Source organism: Pedobacter sp., assembly GCF_041645105.1.
Lineage (GTDB): Bacteria > Bacteroidota > Bacteroidia > Sphingobacteriales > Sphingobacteriaceae > Pedobacter.
On the sequence record NZ_JBAZQQ010000010.1, the window covers coordinates 62,243 to 82,352 of the forward strand.

Sequence of the window (20,110 nt, forward strand, 5' to 3'; positions counted from 1 at the left end):
CAAATAAAACCAAAACCAGCAATATGACCAAGAAACAGACTTAGAAAAGAAATGGCAGATCAAAAAGAACGGAAGGTGTTCCAGCACCTTCCGTATAGGATCAAGCTACAAAAAATCATTTGACAGATCATTTTATTATTTAATCCAATCCTACAAAAGTATGAAATTTAACTTATGTGGTAAAGCCTTTATTCAATGGGTTTTACCGCAAAAAATGTTTCTAATCATGAAACTTACGCTAATATTATTAACTATTTGCCTGCATGTCGGTGCCAAAAGTTTTTCTCAGAATATTAATCTTTCTGGAAAGAATATACCGCTCGAAGATGTGTTTTCGGCAATAGAAAAACAAAGTGGATACTTCTTCTTTTACAAGTATAATGACTTGAAACAAGCCAGGCCAATAAACATTCACATTAAAAATTCTACAATAGAGCAGGCCTTAACCAAAAGTCTAAATGGGCAGCCGTTTATTTATTCGATAAGTAATAAAACTGTTATCATTACAAGGAAGCGAGTAGTGCCAGCGGCTTTACAAGACACGATCTTAACGGTAAAAGGTAGAGTTGTGGACGGACAGAGCCCACCAAAGGTATTACCAGGGGTCAGCATAAAGCTGAAAGGAAAAACTACTGGCACAGTGTCTGACAAGGAGGGTAGTTTTACTCTGAAAGCTGTAAAGAATGATATTCTGATGTTTTCAATGCTCGGTTTTAAAACTGTCGAAGTAAGGGTAGGCTCTGCTGCTTATAAAGAAATCGTATTAACAGAAGAACAACGTGGCCTGGACGAGGTAGTTGTTGTTGGTTATGGTGAGGTAACCAGACGCGACCTTACCGGTGCGGTAGCAAGTGTTAATATGAAAGACCTTGAAAAGATGCCTGTGGTAAGGGTAGATCAGATGTTGCAGGGAAGAATTGCAGGTGTTGATCTGATTTCTGCAGGTGGTGAACCTGGTGGAGGTACATCTGTTCGTATTCGTGGAACAAGGTCGATCAATGCTGATAATGAACCTTTGTACGTGGTAGATGGTATTATCGATGCTGGAAGTTTGAGTGATATTAATCCAGCCGATATTGAATCGATACAGGTATTAAAGGATGCTTCATCTACTGCCATTTATGGCTCCAGGGGAGCAAATGGTGTGATCATCATCACTACAAAAAAAGGTATGCCTGGCAAGGATGTGTTTACCTACAATACAGAAGCTGGATTTGCTCAATTACCAAGGTATCTGGATATGATGAACGCCCGTGAATATGCAGAAATGGTCAATGAAAATACCTTATTGTCTAATCCTAACGCAGTGAATTTGCCTTATCCTGATGCTGCATCACTTGGTGAGGGGACAAACTGGACAAAAGAGGTTACCCGGGTTGCGCCATATAACAATCATACGATATCTGTTTCTGGTGGTGTACCTAGTCTGCGTTATTATGTTTCAGGAAACTATGCCAATCAAAAGGGAGTAATTAAAGCTTCTGGATTTGAAAGATATCAGGGCAGGTTAAATCTCGATAAGACTTTTTCTCAAAAGCTAAGAGGTGGAGTAAGGCTTAATTATTCATCGACAGTTACAGAGAACAACAAAGTTGATATCGGTTCGAACGAGGGCTGGTGGAATTCTACCCTGGCTATTCCGCCGGTAATGAATGTATATGATGGTGGTGAGGATGGTGCTGGTGATTATGAAGATTGGAATCCAGGATGGTATTCAGGCGGGGTAATCAACAGTCCGGTTGCTATGGTTAATATGATGAAGAATACTTCATATCGTAAAAACTTATGGACAAACTTCTTTTTAGAATACGAACCTGTTAAAAACCTGAAAATTAAATCTGCTTTCAGCAATACCAATTATTTCCTGAATGTAAGTCGTTATGATCCGGGAGAGTTACCAAGAAGAAAGTTTTTAGAACAAGGTGGTTATGCAGTTAAACAAGCCTATACTTATGAAAAGCTTTTAAGTGAAACTACGATCTCTTATGCTAAAAGCTGGGCAGATCAACACAAACTAAGCGTACTGGGTGGCTGGACCATGCAAAAAACAAAAGCCGTTAATCAATGGCAAAGAGGCCAGGGGTATTTGGTAGATGCTGTTGAAGACAACAATATGCAGGCTGCAGAAATTGCAGGAACTACAGTTACTTCGAATTTCGATGAAACAGCAATGGTTTCGGCTCTAGCCAGGTTGAATTACGATTATAAGAGAAAATACTACCTTACTTTTACAGGTAGAGTCGATGGTTCCTCTAACTTTTCAGCTAATCATAAATGGGCATTTTTCCCTTCTGGTGCGTTCAAATGGGCGCTGTTGCAGGAATCATGGATGAAACCATTTAGAAATGCACTAGGTGATGCCTCTCTTCGTATAAGTTATGGTACTTCTGGAAACCAGGCTATTCCATCTTATGGTTCTTTAGCAAAATTAACTGCTAATAATAATGGCTACATTTTTAATGGGATTATTCCTGTAAACTATTATTCAACAAATATTCCTAACGATAACCTAAGCTGGGAAACTTCATCGCAATGGAATGCAGGTTTAGATATAAAGATGGCCAATGAAAGAGTAACTTTTACTTTAGATGCTTATAATACAATAACACGGGATTTATTATTGACCGTTCAGTTAGCTCAGCAAGTGGGTTACCCAAGTAGATTGGTCAACTTAGGAAAGACTCGTAACCGCGGATTGGAGTTCTTAGTAAACACGGTTAACGTACAAGCGCTATCTGGATTTAAGTGGGGAAGTACTTTTACATTCTCGACCAATAAAAATGAGGTGCTTGACTTAGGGCCACTTGTTCGTGTTACCACAGAAACCAATTATGCTGCGCCCCAATATTACATGTATGGTTATGAAGTAGGAAAACCTGTTTCAGGATTGTATGGAGTGAAATATGCAGGAACCTGGAAATCGCAGGAGGATATTGATAATTTACGTACTGAATTTGTTTCTATTCCTACTTTTTATCAGCCGGGTAGACAACGTTATATTGATGAAAATAAAGACGGTGTTTTAAGTGAGGCTGATGAGGTTTATCTGGGACAATCTGAGCCTAAAATACATGGAGGTTTAGGCAATAACTTTACTTTTAAAGGTTTTGAGCTGGATGTGTTTATGCAGTATTCATGGGGTGCAAAAATGTATAATCCTATTGAATTTAAGCAAGGAACAGGTTATGTAGGACCAAATCAATTTCAATACATGGTAAACAGATGGCATCCTGTTAATAATCCATATTCTGATATTCCAAGAGTTGGTTCGCAGGATTTTGTAGCAACGGATAGGTTTTTACATGACGCTTCTTATATCCGATTAGCATCTGCACGTTTTGGTTACACATTTAATAAGAATAATATGCCGATAAAAGCATTGAAAAATCTTAGTCTTTATGTAACAGGAACCAACCTTTATCTGTGGACTAAGTACAATGGATATGATCCGGATGTGAGCAGTAACTCTTCTTCAACGGTAAGGAGAAAGGATGATGGTGCTTATCCAAAGAACAGAACCATTGCATTTAGTTTATCTACTAAATTTTAACTGATATAATTAGTTTTTGAATAAACGATTTGAATATGAAACGATATTTTTTAAAAATTGCTATTCTGTTTTCAGCGATTTTAGTCACCACAGGTTGTTCTAAATTTCTGGAAGAGGATATTAAAAATAATGCTGCTCCATCTAATTTTTACAAGAGTGTAGCCGAATGCCAGGCTGCTGTAAATGGAGTTTATCCAGTGTTGTACGACCTTTTTTCCAATATAGATTTCTTTATTGCAGCAGAGGGAAGTACAGACCTGGTGGTTATGATCACCGAAAGAAACCTGAATGGTAATTTTGGTTATACTCCTTCGGCACCGGGAGTTGGACAGGAGGTATGGAGACATGCTTACAAAGGAATTATGTATGCAAACAATACCATTACTGCAATTAAAAAATCGCCGATATCTGAAGATGATAAGAATAAACTGGTAGGAGAAGCTCTTGCTTTAAGAAGTTTATATTATTACTTTTTAACCAGCACATTTAGTGATGTTCCTTATTGGGATAAAGGTTTAGAGAATGAAGATGATGTGAATAAAGTAATTGTTCAGCCGCGCAGCAGCGCTGATTCTATTCGCAATGTACTAATTGAGGACTTAGAACATTATGCTCCTTTTTTAAGAAAAACTGCAGTAGGTAATGATCTTGGACGCGTCACACAAGGTTTTGCATACACCCTCATAGCCAAATTGGCTTTATTTAATAAGAATTGGGAGAAAGCAAAGTGGGCATCGGAGCAAGTGATCAACGATAAAGTTTATAGTTTGAATACTGACTATGCAGATATTTATAAAGTAGAGAATAACAAAGAGTCTATTTTTGAAATTCAGTATTCTTATTCTCCAACAGGAATTATGAGGTCTCATCAGATTTATAACTGGTGTATGCCTGCTCCAAAATCTGGAAGCACAAGTGTTTATGACGGGGTTGATCTGGGCAGTAGTTCTTCAACTACATATGGTGCCGTACTTCCTACCCGCAGACTTATTTCGTATTATACCACAACAGATACACGTAAAGCCAATGTATTGGCTTACTCATTTAATGGTAAGGAGTTCAATCGATCTAAAAACAGATCATTACCATGGTTAGGACCAAAATTCTGGGATGTGAATTCTATAAATATTGCAAGCGGTAGAAATATCATTTTTATGCGCTATGCAGATGTATTGCTTATGATGTCTGAGGCTTTGATCGAGTTGGACGAATTGGATGATGCCAAGTATTATATGGATTTGGTTAGGCTTAGAGCAAATACGAATGGTGTTTCTCTAACAGACCAGCGGACCATGCGTGAAGAGTTGAGAAAGGAAAGAGGAAGAGAACTAACGGGAGAATATGTTCGTAAATGGGATATTGTAAGATGGGGTATTTTTTATGAAAGTATAAAGTCTGTATCTGTAGATTACCCTGCTGCGGCAGCGAATGTAAAACCATACAATCTATATTATCCTATTCCAGCATTAGAAAAGGTTAAGAATCCGGCATTAGAACAAAATAATGGCTATTAAATATTTAGATATGAAACAATTATGTAGGTCCTTGTTTGTCCTGATTTTGTGTTTAAGTAGTTTTCACAACATTGCTTTTGCGAATGAGAAAGAGCTAAAGATTATGTCTTACAATGTACTTACCGGTTTTAATAACAATGATCATTACAAACAAAAATTTAAAAGCTGGATAGAAAAGGAATTGCCAGACGTTATCGGTTTTCAGGAGATGAGTAAGTTTACTGCCGAGAGTTTTAAGGCTTTTGCTAAAAGCTACGGGCATGAATATACTGTATTTATGGAAACAGGAGGCTGTTGTCCGATCGCTCTTTCTTCGAAATATCCAATTACTGATGTTAAAAAGGTTAAAGAACAATTACACCATGGCTTGTTAATGGCTAAAATTTTGGATTATAATGTGATGGTATTGCATCTAAACCCTTTTGATTGGGAAAAGCGTGCTGTTGAAATCCAAAGTATCTTAGAAATTGCAAAGCCATTGATGGCTCAGGAAAAGGTAATCATGATGGGCGACTTTAATTCGCTGTCGGCAGTTGATAGTCAGGTTTATAGTGCTGAAAGGTTGGAAAAAGCCATCAAAGGAAAAAGCAAAAACATCAATAATGGCAATTTTGATTACAGTGTTACTGGCGCAATTCAGCAAGCAGGTTTTATTGATACCTTCTGGCAGGTAAACAAGAAGTTTAGCCTTTCTTGTCCAACAAAGTATTATGCTACATCTGGGACAAACAACCCGATCAGGATAGATTACATATGGGTTAATGGAGTATTAAAAGAGAAGATCAAGAATAGTGAGATCATTTATAATCCATTTACCCATTTTGTATCTGATCATTATCCTGTGCTGTTAACATTGTCAAAGTAAAAATGATTCATTTAAAATAGAACATAGAAATGAGTATAAAATTAATATGTGCTGTTATGCTAAGTGTCGTGTTTTCGACAGTTAGTGAAGCATTTGCACAAAGTACAAAGCCTGGTAAAAAGGTGCTTTTAGAAACCTTTCTGGATGCGCAGAATAAGCCACAATATCCAATAGCAGAAGTTTATAGTCCATACGGAGAATGGACTTTTGATGGGGCTTTGTTAACGCCAAATGAGAAAATGGATATACGTCCTAAGTCGCCAAGGGTATTAGGTCCACGGTCAGCAAATTCTGAGAATGGTTATATCAGTACAAACTTCGATTTAAAAGGATTAACCTTGGTGAAGGTAGGATTTATAGGCTTTAAAGCTGATGAAGGCTATTTTGCTGTAGAGGTTTTTGTTTCAAAAGATCAGGGAAAGAATTGGGTATCACTAGGAGTTAGAAGAGGTGATCCGACAAAAGAAGAGGAGACACTAACTGAGTTTAAGATTAACAATAAAGGCAATGACGCTTATCGTGTAAAGATCGTGAATGCATCCGCTCCAAAGTCTAATCGCTTAAACAGGGTTAACATTACAGAAGTAAAATTTGAATATTCAGAATAACAATCAGATGATGAAATTACTAAATATAAAAATGGCTTTTGCGCTATTAATGTTGTTGGTTGTACAAAAAGTACATGCTCAGGTAAAGACTGAAAAAAACTTATCAGAAAATTTTGAACAGGCGAGTAAGAAGGGACGCTATCCTGAAGGTGAAGTTACGACTTCGAATGGGGTATGGATTTTTAAAGATGCATTGGTCTGGGATAAAGAACCAAATGATTACCGCCCAATGTCACCAAGACTATTGGCCGCATTTTCTATAGATGATGAGCCGGGAAGTATTACTACATCTTTTGAATTAAAAGGACTTAAAAGTATTAAAGTAGGCTTCATTGGACATAAGCCAGATCCAGGATATTTTCAGGTTGAGGTATTTGTTTCAAGAAATAAAGGCGAAAGCTGGGAATCTGTTGGTACGAGCAGGGGCAGATATGATAAAGGAAAAGAAACCTTTGGGGTATTTAAAGTAAATACAAAAAAAGATGAGGTTTTGAAAGTAAAGGTTGTGAATGCATCTGCACCAAAACTGAATAGGTTTAACAGAATTAATATCACACTCATTGAAATGGAGTGCCATAATTAAAACGATTAATAATTTAATTGATAGAATTTTATGAATTCGAATAAGACATTTATTAAAAATATCTGCTCAATTGTATTGGGGATATTTATCACATCAGGAGTCTTGCTTTCTTGTAAGAAGGATGTACCTGCTGAGGAAATAAAGGAAATTCCGGGATTTCCTGTGAATACGACGATCTCTAAGCTCGTAGAGAATGCAGAAAGTGGAAAGACCATTGAAAGCGAAGCTGTAATTTGGGGTTTTGTTGTTGGCTCTGGTGCCGGACAAAATGCAAATTCAATGGTTTGGATACAAGATGATCAATCCGGATTGGCCATTAAGGTTGCTGAAGAGGAATTGAGCAAATATGAAGAGGGAACTTTAATTTTTGTTAAAGCCAAAGGCTTAACGATTAAAAGAGAAGGTTCTTTTTTAGTCATGGGAGCTTTGGAGGCTGGAGTTTTAAAAGCGTTAAGCGGACAAAACTTAAAAGAGAGGATAGGACTTGGAGCTAAAGATCAAAGTATACCTGTTGATGCAATAGGTATTGCAGAAATAACGAACAATCATAACCAGAGATTGATCGCTTTAAAAGATGTAGAGGTGATCAATGAAGATATCGATGGTAATTTTGGACCTTCTGATAGTCAGGATAGCAAGCAGGTTGTTTTACAGGATTGTGGTGGTAATGAAGTCTATGTAATTACTGATAAGAAATCTGCTGTTGCAGCTCAAGAAATTAAAGATGGTCGTGGAAATATAACTGGTTTATTAACGGTTAATAATGGTAGGAAAGAATTACGCTTACTTCATGAAAATGACGGTGAGGGCTTAACTGGTATCCGTTGTGCAGGTTCTGGCGATATAAGTTTGACCAGAGTTATTGCTGGTATAAGAGCTTTAAATGAAGGGAATATAATAGCCCCAGGAACTGTTTTAAAGGTGGTGAATATTTCATCTGGAGTAAGTGAAACAGCGGGTATTACAGTTCAAGATGCCAGCAGTGGTATTTTTATAGCAGGACTAAATACTCAAAGCTATCCATTAGGTGCTGCTTTGATTATTAATGTGGCTGGTAAAACTGTAGCTACGGTTAATGGTCGTTTAGCCATTACAGGTGTAACTAGTGCAGATGTTCAAAATGCAGGTTCGTATCAGTATCCAGAGAAAATTGTAACAGTTGCCAATATGATTACAGATAATGTAAGTGAGACTCTGGTGCAATTGAATAACTTACAGGTTTTCTTGTATGATGCATTTACAACTGAAAAAGTATATCGCATAAGAGATAATTCTGGTAGAATAAACTTAAAAATAGCTAATGCCAGTGGTATAAATATTACTGATGGAACTGCTTCTGTTACAGGGTATTTTGCAATGTTAAACGGAGAAGCTGTGTTTAAAATACGTAAACAATCTGATGTTGTTTATGGAGGTACTGCACCTGCAAAGGATCCGGATTATATTTTGGAAACTTTTGAAACAGCTTCTGTAAAAGGATTGTATCCTTTAGGAAATGTTACATCGCCTAGTGGTGTTTGGGCATTTGATGGTGCATTATTGTATGGCCTTGAGCCTAAGGATTGGAGACCGATGTCTCCACGATTAGTTGGTGTTAACAACCGTGATGCTGCAATTCCTGGGCCTGGATTTATTCAGAATAAGTTTGATATTAATGGTTTGAAACGCATTAAGGTTGAGTTTGTTTCTCATAATGATCCAGCAGATATTGGTCCTGTATTCAGGGTAGAAGTTAAGATCTCGACAGATAATGGTACTAGCTGGACAAGCCTTGGAACAAAAGATGCTGGTAAGAGTGTAATTGTCACTGCAGATTTTTCTCCAAATATTCCAACGGATAAAAAGGTTCTGGTACAAATTATTAATCGGTCTCCACAGCCACCTGGAATAGCTACCCAGTTGTTTAGAGGTAACAGGATTAATATTCTCAAAGTAATCTTAGAACAGAAGTAAAGTTATAAAGAGGCTGTCCAAAATAATTGAACAGCCTCTTTATAATCAAAAATTTATACCCTCTTATATCTCAAAGATGAAAAAATACTTATTGATTATTTTAGTTGCTTTCGCATTGAGCTCTTGTAGCAAGAAATCAACAACTGAACCAGAAGTAAAACCGTCAATAGACCCACCTAAAGAAACGAAGTGGCTAAGCCCAATAAAAATAGCTACTTATAATATTGAGTATAACAATTCAAACCCAGCTAATCCCGCAGATACTTGGGTAAATAGAAAAACACTGGTAGCCAATGTATTTGATAAGTATAGCCCTGATATAGTAGGAGTACAGGAGGCTTATTTTAGTCAACTGAGTGATATGATGAGCTTGATGCCTGATTATGCTTATGTAGGTAAAAGTGTGAATGGGAGTGTGACTGCTGATAGACAGTTGACCGTCGATATTGTATATAAAAAAGACAAGATAGAAATTCTTAACTGGGATAGTTTTTGGCTTAGTAGCACACCTACAGTTGTTGGGAAAGATTGGGGAGCAGGGCAATTGAGAATTTGTACATGGGCACTTGTTAAAGATAAATCAACCAATAAACAGTTCTATTTTTTTAATGCTCACCTTGACTTTACGGGAACAGAAGCGCGCGAAAAAAGTGTAAAGCTCTTATTAGATACTATTCCTAAAATATCTAAAGGCTATCCGGCAGTGCTTACGGGTGATTTTAATTTTAGTCAGCACGATATCTTCTATTCGCAAATCAGAGCTGGAAAAATATTAATTGACAGTTATGAATTGGCAGCTGATCGTACTAATACGACCAGAAGTACTTTTAATGGATATGATGTCAATGCGACTGGAGATAGAAGGATTGATCAGATCTTTTTAAAAGGTGGATTAACATTGAAAGTAAATAGTTGGGCTATACGAGCGGATTCTTTTAATGGCAGATATCCTTCAGATCATTTTCCCGTTATGATTGATCTAAGTTTTGAAGATAACTAGAAGCTAATTTTTAAGCTGGCTGGTAAGGAATATAGAAGCTGAAAGTTGTACCGGTGCCCAATTCACTTTTAACACTGATTTTCCCTTTTTGCATTTCGACCAGCTGTTTACAAATGTACAGTCCCAGTCCAGTGCCTACCTGACCTTTTGAAGAACTGGTTTGGTAATATTGAGAGAAAAGGTTTGCCTGTTGATCGGGACTGATACCCATACCTGTATCTACTACATCAACCTGTAAACGGGCATCATTATGTAATTCAGCATTGATTGTAATCTGTCCTTCATTGGTATATTTTATTGCATTACTTAACAAGTTAACCATTACCTGTTTTAGTCGGAAGCCATCACCCAGTACGGTGGCTTCTTTAATACCTTTAAAGTTATAATGAATTTCAAGTTTCTTTTTAGTGGCGCTATAGCTCATACTCTCAATTACCTGTTCAATAGTTGAGTATGGTTTAAAAGGGTCACTTTCTATTTTTAGTTCACTAGTTTCCATTTTTGCGGCATCAAGAGTATCGTTTAAAGTACGTAGTAACATATCTGATGATCCTTTGATGGATGCTAACATGTCAGACTGACGTTGCGTTAACTCAGTTTTTCCGAAAATATATAGAAATCCTTTAATGGCCGTTAAAGGATTTCTGATTTCGTGAGTCATGTGCGTAAGCAATTCCATTTTTTGCTGCGCTATATTTACTGATCTTTCGTTTTCTTTTAACAACTGAAGCTCAGATTTATTGAGTTGAATAATAAACATAATCAGAAGCGCAGCAAACAAAACAACAAGGAATAAGGCCGCCAGATAAAATTTATTCAGTAGGGATGTAGTTTCCTGATAATTTTTAAAGGCCATTTCCTTCAACTCATCGGCCATTCTATAATTTAATTCTTTAAGATCATTTAAGATACGTTGTAATTCATTGCTGATGTGACTATTCAAGGATATGAGTTCTCTTTGCATATTCAGCATTTGGACGTTGTGCTGCTGCAATTCTCTTAGCCTCTTGGCATTGTCTTCTCTATTAAGAGCTACAATTCTTTGGGTAGTCAGATCTGTATTGTTAACATTATTGTTTTTGTGTATTTCAACGATTCTACCACTCGCTCCAGGTTTATTGGATATTGCATCTTTTAATCTTCCAAAAAGCCCCTTCTTTTCTGCAGATATATCTTTTCTTATGGTATCTGCTACACTGTTGACTTTCTTTTTACTTGATCTGGTTTTAGTAACAACTTCAACTGGATTGTTTTGAGTTGCTGAATTAAATTGGGCGTATACTGTAAGGAGAGAGTCGAAATTATGTTTTAACTCGAACAGTCTATTCGATAATTCAAGTTTCTTTGTATACCAGATTTTTACCTGGTCACCTTGTGAAGCTGTTAATTCTGTAACATCGGTCTGTGTTTTTAATAAAGTATCTATCTCTGTAAAGGCCAGCGATAGTTTTATTTTATACTCATTAATTTTAGGTCCATTGATGTCTAACAACGATTCCTGAAAGTCATCTTCAGCCTGATGTAATAATAAAAGGGCCTGTTCCGGTTTAAGATTATGCTCTACATTATTGGCTAATTTAGAGATGCGATCTAACTTATTCGTAATAGAACTACGTACAAAAAGAGCAGCAACAGCAAGAAGAATAACAAATAGAATAAATGTTAGGAGAATTTTCCTTGCGAGCGTTCTTGTATAGTTTACTTTCATTTGGGTGCAAAAATAAGGATAAAAATAAACTTTAGGATTATTAACTGAATGACTAATTTTATCGCGGGATTCATATGGGGCTATTTACTGAACGGAATGATAGTGAGCTTATTGCCATGTTTAAAAGTGGGGTTGATGGGGTGTATGAAGAAATTTATGACAGGTATTGGGATAAACTGTATTATATAGCACATAGGATTTTAAAGTCACAGGAGGCCACTGAGGAGGTCGTGCAGGATGTTTTCGTATTGCTGTGGAAAAAAAGAAATACATTAGATATCCGGTCTTTGCCTGTGTATCTGGCCGCAATGGTGAGGTATGAGGTTTATCGCTATTTAGCAAGGGATAAGAAGAATAAGGTGAATGAAATGGCTTATCAGACAACACTTATTGATTACACCTCAATTGAAGCAGATCTGGAAAATAAGCTACTACTGGAGATTGTAGAAACCCTGTCCAATCAACTTCCCGAGAAATGCCGCCTGGTATTTCAATACGTGAAATTGCAAGATCGTTCCTTGTCGGATGTTGCAGATGAATTAAATATTTCGCAAAAAACGGCTGAGGCTCACTTAACAAAGGCATTAAAAACAATAAGGGGGAATATCGGTAATTCCATGCACCTGCTTTTTTAAACTATTTTAAAATAGTTTCATTTTACACTAAGGGTAAATAGCTTCGCCTACACTCTATATAATCAAACGTCCATTTTTTAGATAATGAATAAAGAGGAAGCAAAAGGCTTAGCAAAAAAGTTTTTAGACGGAACTGCAACTGTTGAAGAAAGAGAAAATCTTCATAACTGGAATGGATTTGTAATTGATGATGCTGCAGAGGTGGTTTATACCGCAAAGCAAGAGGATGCTGATACTGTTAAAAATAGATTGTTTAACAGTATAAAGACTAAGATTGATGTAAATCATAAAATTGTCCGTAAAAACAGAATGGCCAGATTATGGTATCGTCTTTCTGCAGCGGCAGCTATACTTCTTGTTTCTGGTCTTTCGATATTTTTTTATACTACAGGAACAATTCCTCTTTTTAAAAATCATCATGCCGATGCTAAAAATATAGCTGTCGGTAAAAATTCTGCTGTTTTAACAATGGCTAATGGTAAACAGATAGACTTATCGCTTGCTTTGGACGGAAAGTTGGCAGAGGAAGCAGGCATCAGTATTAGTAAAACGTCAGACGGCCAATTGGTTTATCAAGTTATAGGAAAAACAGGGACTTCAGGTGGTGATAGTCATTTAAATACAATAAGTACCCCAAAAGCTGGACAGTACCAAGTTGTATTGACTGATGGTACTAAGGTTTGGTTAAACGCAGCTTCAAGCATCAGTTTTCCAACAGTGTTTGAAAATCTGAACCAGCGGAAAGTTCAATTAAAAGGAGAAGCATATTTTGAGGTTGCAAAGGATAAGTCGCATCCTTTTATAGTACAAACCGATCGACAGAATGTTAAAGTGTTGGGTACTCATTTTAATATCAGTGACTATGATGATGATTTAAAGACTAAAACGACTTTGCTTGAAGGAAAAGTAAGGGTTGCTCAACAGGCTTATGATAAGGTCAGCTTTAAATCTAATGAATTTGTTGTTTTAAATCCTGGTCAGCAGGCTATTTTAGCCGGGGGGGCTATTGAAGTAACGAAAGTTGATACTGAGGAGGCGGTTGCCTGGAAGAATGGATATTTTAAGTTCAAAAGCGAAACCCTATCTGAGATTATGATCAAACTGTCGCGTTGGTATGATGTAGATATCGTATATGAAGGTGAAATAAGTAAAGATCGCTTTGGAGGGACCATAAGTAGATATAAAAATATTGCGGATGTACTTGAAATGTTAGAATCAACAAAACTAGTACAATTTAAAGTTGAAGGGAGGAAGATTATAGTGAGATAGAGATTTACTAAAAAAGAACAAAAACCAGAGGCGGTGAGAGGCCCCTGGCTTAGCGTTCAGGAAAGCTAATGAATTGCGGAAACAATATATATCAACATAACCCAAACTAAACAAATTTATGAATTTTTATGATCTAACCCGTTATAGGTTGAAAACCTATGCCACGGGTCAAATAATACGTGTTATGAGATTAACCATCATCATAATAACTGCCTTATTTATGCAGGTAAGTGCTAAAAGTGTTGCACAAAAAGTTAGCCTGTCTGCAAAAAATGCGTCCTTAGTGCAGCTATTTAATGAACTCCGGGTACAAACCGGATATGACTTTCTTTATTCTGATGAAATGCTAAAAATGGCAATACCTGTTACCATACAAGTAAAGCAACAGCCATTGGATGTAGTTTTGCAACAAATGTTTAATAACCAACAATTGGTATATACCTTAAAAAATAAGGCAGTCATTGTTGCTATTAAAAAAACTACGTTGATAGAGAAGGTGACTAGCTTCCTTGCTAAAATTGATGTTAGAGGAAAGGTTACTGATCAACAAGGAAATGCATTGCCTGGAGCTACCGTAAAGGTTAAAAGCAAGGATAGATTAGTTATTACTGATGCAAATGGAGGCTTTACCTTATCAGGAATTGATGATAATGCGGTATTGATTATTTCTTATTTGGGTTATAAAACTAAAGAAGTTACTGTAAAGCCAGTGATGAACATCAGCATAGAAATTGCCAATGCAAACCTGGAAGAAGTTGGGGTAATTAGTACAGGATATCAGAAGATCAAAAAAGATCAGTTAACTGGTGCAGCCAGCAACATTGGTGAAAAAGATTATAACCAGCGTACAGCTGTGACTGGTAATTTTTTAGAAAATCTGGAGGGAAAGGTTCCCGGACTTATTTACAATAGTATCTCTGGAGAAATCTCCATTCGTGGGGTAAGCACTTTTGATGCAGTTAAAAGGCCATTGATTGTTGTAGATGGATTTCCTACAGAAATAGATTTGAGTACAATTAACCCTAATGATGTAGTTTCAGTATCGGTACTTAGAGATGCTGCAGCCACTTCAATTTATGGGGTTCAGGCATCTAATGGAGTAATTGTGGTAGAAACTCGCCGTGGAAAATCTGGAAAACCTGTTTTTACTTTCCGGAGCACGTTGGGCTATCAGGCTAAACCAGATTTCGGGAAACTGAATTATATTGGTTCTCAGGAGCTTATTCAGTTGCGTAAAGATCTGATTAACTCAGGTAATGATGCCCGCTATTTCTATCAGGAACTGGGCCCTATTGATCCGGTAAAATTGATTTTGTTTGATCTCGAAGATGATCTCATCACACAGGAAGAAGCAGATGCAAAACTTGCTGCAATCGGATCATATAACAACCTTAAAGATTATAGCAATCTGTTTTATCAAACCAGACAAACTAAACAAGTGAATTTGGATGTAAGTGGTGGAACGGATAAAAGTACTTATCTGCTGGGATTGAATTATATGACAGAGCGTCCACAGGAAAGAGCTTCTCAAAATGATAGGGTTATTTTAAATGCTGCTAATACTTACCAGTTGAGTAATTTATTCTCTTTAGATTTTAAAGCAACGTATACCAATAATAAACGTAAAAATGGTAAAATCGCTCCTTATGGAGATCTTTTACCCTACGAAAGATTGGTTGATGATTACGGCAATGCTTTGCCTTCAACTTTTGGAGAGGGACGGGATGATTTTTATGCCCTTAATAAGGAGTCTAGTGATAAGGTTAAAGCTTTGGGACTTTATGATATGTTGTACTATCCATATGAGGAGTTGAATGCCAATTCAAATAAAACGACACTCAATTCATTTCGTGCCCAAGGTCGTTTAAATACTAAAATAACTAGCTGGCTTAATTTAGATTTAGGTGGTGCTTACGAGAATGAGCAGGGAATAAACGATTTTTTACGTACCGATAAGACCTATAAAGTCAGGTATCTTGCGAATATTAAGGCAAAGAAAAGCTCATCAGGAGCACCTATGTTTACTGATATGCCTCAAGGAGATGTTTTAAGTAAGCAGACATTGAGCAATGCGGCTTATACTTTACGTGGTCAGTTAAATGCAAATTATTACTCAAAAGATAGAAAGCATAACTTCTCAGGAGTTATTGGTGTTGAACAACGTAGAACATTAGCTGAGTCCTTTAAAACCACTTACTTTGGCTATGACGGACAATCACTGATCAGTAAACCTGTAAATCTGGGATTGTTGAATACAACTACTCCACCAGCATTCTCTGAATTGGGAAATTATGATGGAACAAGATTTAAAAGCACAGACTATTTTGCAGAAACATCAAAAGACAGGAGGTTCCGCTCATATTACGGTCAGGGTACTTATGTATATGATCGCCGTTATGTGGCTACAGGAAGTTTGCGCATAGATCAGTCAAATTTATTTGGGGTAGATCCTAAATATAAAAATACACCACTGTGGTCTGCTGGTCTAAGCTGGATTTTGAATGAAGAAGAGTTTCTAAAACCGCTTACCTGGATCAGTACCTTACAACTTAGAGGTTCCACTGGTTTTAATGGAAATGTTCCCGGAAGTTTCAACGGACCTTTTTTAGTGCTTAATTCGGGACTAAATACCATGTTTAATACATCGCAGGTCTCTTATGATGTGCTATCGCCAGAAAATCAGTCGATCCGTTGGGAAACAACCAGTACTTATAACCTTGGCTTGGATTACGGGGTACTGGATGGAAGGATTTCTGGTACGGTCGACTATTACTATAAGAAATCAAAGGATGTTTTTGGTTCCATGGCCTCAGATCCTACATTAGGCTTTAACCAGTACGATGCAAATACAGCATCGATAGAGAATAAAGGACTTGAACTGATGATCAATAGTCAGAATTTTAGTTTAGCAGATTTTAAGTGGCGTACAGGTTTAACGGCTTCCTTTAATCAGAATAAAGTACTTGCTGTTCAAACGAAGGATAAAACTTCATCCTATGATATAGTCGATGGGACCGACCTGCAGAAAGGCTATCCGATGAATGCCTTATTTAGTTATAGATATGCAGGATTGAACGACAAAGGTCAGCCCGGAGTTTATGACAGAAATGGAAATATCAAAGTATTAAATACCTACGGTGATGCAATAGTAGATGTTGATTTTGAAGATTTAAAGTTTAGTGGTACCACTACGCCAAAGTATGCAATTGGTTTAAATAATCAATTTTCTGTTGGTGCTTTCGACTTCTCTTTCCTTTTTATGTATTACGGCGGCCATGTGATGCGTGTACAGCAAGCTGAACCGGATGAATCTCGTTTTATCTCTCCATTAAAAGGAGCGTCTAATTATTGGAAACAAAAAGGAGATGAGTTGCTTACTGACGTTCCTGGGCTTGCTAAATATGGTACCCCTGGATATTATACTTTTGCAGCTAGAAATGGCTTTACTTACGGTGATCGTTTTGTTAGAAAAGCAGATTATATTAGATTAAGAGATATTATTTTAACCTACAACCTGAAGAGTGAAACACTTAAAAAGGTTGGTCTGAATAATTCTCAAATTCGTTTTCAGGCCCAAAATCCTTTCAAATATACATTTAGTGGAAATAGCATAGATGCAGAGTCTATTGATAAAAGATCTGGTGTTAGATCGTTGCCACAACAGGCTTTTTATAGTTTAACACTGTCTACTAATTTCTAATAAAACCAATTGATATGAAAAAGACATTATCCTACATATTTAGTGCATTGTTATTAATGAGCATAGTTTCTTGTAAAGACTTTTTAGAAGTAAAGCCAAAGGGCGTGATACTTCCAGAAAAGCTTTCTGACTATGGAAATATATTAAACTCGTTAACAATGACACAAACTTTTCCAGATGCATTGTTGTTTTGCACAGATGATTTTTATGGAGAGTATTCGCCAATAGATCCGAGTATGCAAGCCAATATGTTTTTATGGCGTGAGACAATTGATATAAATGATCAGGTGAGCCCAATAATATGGGGCCAGTTATATAGAGTAATCTATGATGCAAATGTGATCATTAACAATGCTATGAAAGCGACAGAGGCAACAGATCAGCAAAGAAAACAAGTATTGGCTGAAGCCTTATTGGTTCGTTCTGATGCTTACTTTAATTTATTAACTGCTTTTGCTAAAGCTTATGATCCTGCAACAGCAGCTAAAGATCCCGGATTACCATTGGTTACTTCCAGCGATGTAACCGGAACGGCGCCGCAACGTTCCAGACTTCAGGTAACCTTGGATACCATTATTAACAACACTATACAAGCTGCACAACATTTACCAGTAAATAATATTAATCGCTACCGCGGTACACAGGCAGCAGCGTATGGGTTGCTATCAAGGGTTTACCTTTATATGGCCGACTATCCAAACGCGGCGAAATATGCCGAGCTTGGTCTTAAGATGAGCCACGAGTTGTTAAATTACAATAGCTATACTACAATAAGAGCGTTTCCGGTTACAGATTTAAATCCGGAGATTTTATGGCAAAGAGCCAGCAGTAATTATGCTGTCCCTGGTCAATTACTATACTCAGACGATTTGAAAACTTATTTCAATTCTAGTGATCTTCGCTCTCTGCTTACGTTTACAAATGCGAAAGGATTAAACCGAGCAACTCCTCCAGGAAGAGCCAATTTCGGAATTACATTTCAGGAACTGTACCTAAATGCTGCTGAGGCTGCGGCACGTGATAGAAATGTTCCGAAAGCAATGGGAATTATCAATGATCTTAGAAAGAAAAGGATTAAAACTGCTGACTATCAAGATTTGACTGCCAGTGATCCAGAAACGGCTTTGGTAATTGTACTTGCCGAACGGAGACGTGAATTGGCTTATAGCGGACAAAGGTGGATGGATATGAAGAGACTGGATAAAGATGGTCGTATGACTGAGGTGATCCGTATCGATAAAAAAACAGGGGCTGTATTGGCAACTTTAAAGCCCCATAGTAAACAATACACCTTCCAGATCCCGGTAAGAGTAAGAACCTTTAATCCTGATATGGAAATCAATTAAAATATTTTGTAATTAAACATATATATGAAATCAATTATTCTAACAACTGTCCTAACCACTGCATCTATTTTTAGTTTTGCACAGGATAATAAGGATTTAACAGACAACTTATTAAAGGATAAGCAAAAAGTTCTGGCAAAGTATATACCTATGGCCAATGGTGATTATGCGAATAAAGCATTTCATTTTCCGCTTGATTCATTGCTCGTTAGAGTGAACGCTTTTAACGCAGATTACAATAGTCAAATCAGCACAGAAAAAAATGCTGAACTAAGGGAGCTTAAGAAAAAGGACGCTTTGTTTTATAGTCATGCTTTGTTGTACAAATACCAGATTTATTATGGATCTGACTCTGTTGCTATGGAGAATATGTATCGCATGATGGAAGAAAAAAGATCTGCTCCGAATTTCTATAAGCTCATCGATTCTGCACGATTACTTGCTTTCCCGAAAAGACTTAGCACGGAAGAAAGGGCACGTATTGAAGCTATAACCGGCGAAAGTAATAACATGAACGATGCCGCATTGTTTAAAACTTCAAGAGCATATAGGGTCTGGTTACAGAATCAACTTGCCATTACGCAGCGAAAAAAATACCCTGCTGATATGAAGCTTGGTTATGGTGCCGACAAAGTTGCAATGCTTAAGACTGTAGCCTCCGAAATTAGTGATCCATATATCAAGCAATACCTGCTTTATACAGGAACGGAAACAGTGATTAAATCGGTAAAAAGTCCTGAAGCTAAAGAAAATGCATACAATGATTTTATGGCAATTGTAAGCAATCCTGTCTATAAGAAAGGTATAGAAGAGGTTTATACCAACTATAAAAATATGGCTGAAAATGCTATGTCGCCAGATTTTAATTATACTGATGTAGATGGCAAATCGGTTTCCTTGAAGTCACTCCGTGGTAAATATGTTTATATTGACGTATGGGCAACTTGGTGTGGACCTTGTAAAGCTGAAATTCCTTTCCTTGCCAAAGTTGAATACGATTATAAGGATAAGAATATTCATTTTGTAAGTCTGTCTGTTGATCAGATTAAAGATAAAGCGAAATGGGTTAAATATGTAAAAGACAATAAGCTTGGAGGCATCCAGATCATGGCAGATAAGGATTTTAATTCTGATTTTGTAAAGAAGTATAACATCAATTCAATTCCGAGATTTCTTTTGATTGATCCAGCAGGGAAAATTGTATCTGGTGATGCAAAACGACCTTCTGATCCTCAACTAAGGAAACAGTTTGATACACTGTTAAAGTAGGAATAAGCATTTTATTTTTAAAGGTTAATACAGATGCCGGCTTTCAATTGGAGGTCGGCATTTTTATATCAGATAAAATTTTCTCCTGATTTAATAGAAGGACATTTTAT

At 36.9% G+C, this 20,110-nt stretch carries 13 protein-coding genes; 12 read left to right on the forward strand and 1 reads right to left on the reverse strand.

The annotated features are described in order from the left end of the window. The first annotated feature begins 226 nt into the window (after window positions 1-226). From WC623_RS22950 to WC623_RS22980, 7 genes are all read left to right on the forward strand, one after another. Window positions 227-3,550 carry a TonB-dependent receptor gene (locus WC623_RS22950; RefSeq protein WP_372855568.1) on the forward strand — a complete coding sequence of 1,108 codons (3,324 nt, stop codon included), beginning with the start codon at window positions 227-229 and terminating at the stop codon, window positions 3,548-3,550. A gap of 35 nt (window positions 3,551-3,585) precedes the next feature. After that, complete coding sequence (locus WC623_RS22955) at window positions 3,586-5,064, forward strand: RagB/SusD family nutrient uptake outer membrane protein (RefSeq protein WP_372855570.1); 1,479 nt, start codon at window positions 3,586-3,588, stop codon at window positions 5,062-5,064. Window positions 5,065-5,074: 10 nt separating this feature from the next. Continuing rightward, a complete protein-coding gene (locus WC623_RS22960) occupies window positions 5,075-5,929 on the forward strand; it encodes an endonuclease/exonuclease/phosphatase family protein (RefSeq protein WP_372855572.1) in 855 nt (284 codons plus the stop codon). 29 nt (window positions 5,930-5,958) lie between these two features. Continuing rightward, on the forward strand, window positions 5,959-6,537 hold the full coding sequence (locus WC623_RS22965) for a hypothetical protein (RefSeq protein ID WP_372855574.1): 579 nt from the start codon (window positions 5,959-5,961) through the stop codon (window positions 6,535-6,537). 7 nt (window positions 6,538-6,544) lie between these two features. Further along, window positions 6,545-7,120: a hypothetical protein gene (locus tag WC623_RS22970; RefSeq protein ID WP_372855576.1), complete on the forward strand. Its 576-nt coding sequence runs from the start codon at window positions 6,545-6,547 to the stop codon at window positions 7,118-7,120. A gap of 30 nt (window positions 7,121-7,150) precedes the next feature. After that, complete coding sequence (locus WC623_RS22975) at window positions 7,151-9,073, forward strand: DUF5689 domain-containing protein (RefSeq protein WP_372855578.1); 1,923 nt, start codon at window positions 7,151-7,153, stop codon at window positions 9,071-9,073. A 76-nt stretch (window positions 9,074-9,149) separates the two neighbouring features. Then, window positions 9,150-10,073 (forward strand): endonuclease/exonuclease/phosphatase family protein, encoded by a 924-nt coding sequence (locus WC623_RS22980; protein ID WP_372855580.1) that lies wholly within the window; start codon window positions 9,150-9,152, stop codon window positions 10,071-10,073. 10 nt (window positions 10,074-10,083) lie between these two features. Here the strand turns inward: WC623_RS22980 and WC623_RS22985 are convergent, their stop codons facing one another. Next, window positions 10,084-11,781: a sensor histidine kinase gene (locus tag WC623_RS22985; protein WP_372855582.1), complete on the reverse strand. Its 1,698-nt coding sequence runs from the start codon at window positions 11,779-11,781 to the stop codon at window positions 10,084-10,086. Between the two features lie 74 nt (window positions 11,782-11,855). Here WC623_RS22985 and WC623_RS22990 point away from each other — a divergent pair, with 74 nt between their 5' ends. The 5 genes from WC623_RS22990 to WC623_RS23010 all read left to right on the forward strand — a co-directional run bounded on the left by WC623_RS22990 (window position 11,856) and on the right by WC623_RS23010 (window position 20,000). Continuing rightward, complete coding sequence (locus tag WC623_RS22990; protein WP_372855584.1) at window positions 11,856-12,416, forward strand: sigma-70 family RNA polymerase sigma factor; 561 nt, start codon at window positions 11,856-11,858, stop codon at window positions 12,414-12,416. Window positions 12,417-12,500: 84 nt separating this feature from the next. Continuing rightward, entirely contained in the window at window positions 12,501-13,685 is a 1,185-nt protein-coding gene (locus WC623_RS22995) for a FecR family protein (RefSeq protein ID WP_372855586.1), read from the forward strand. Between the two features lie 184 nt (window positions 13,686-13,869). Continuing rightward, window positions 13,870-17,385, forward strand: coding sequence for a SusC/RagA family TonB-linked outer membrane protein (locus tag WC623_RS23000; protein WP_372855588.1), 3,516 nt, complete (start codon window positions 13,870-13,872; stop codon window positions 17,383-17,385). Window positions 17,386-17,399: 14 nt separating this feature from the next. Continuing rightward, on the forward strand, window positions 17,400-18,731 hold the full coding sequence (locus WC623_RS23005; RefSeq protein ID WP_372855590.1) for a RagB/SusD family nutrient uptake outer membrane protein: 1,332 nt from the start codon (window positions 17,400-17,402) through the stop codon (window positions 18,729-18,731). A gap of 24 nt (window positions 18,732-18,755) precedes the next feature. After that, a complete protein-coding gene (locus WC623_RS23010) occupies window positions 18,756-20,000 on the forward strand; it encodes a TlpA family protein disulfide reductase (RefSeq protein WP_372855592.1) in 1,245 nt (414 codons plus the stop codon). Window positions 20,001-20,110: the final 110 nt, after the last annotated feature.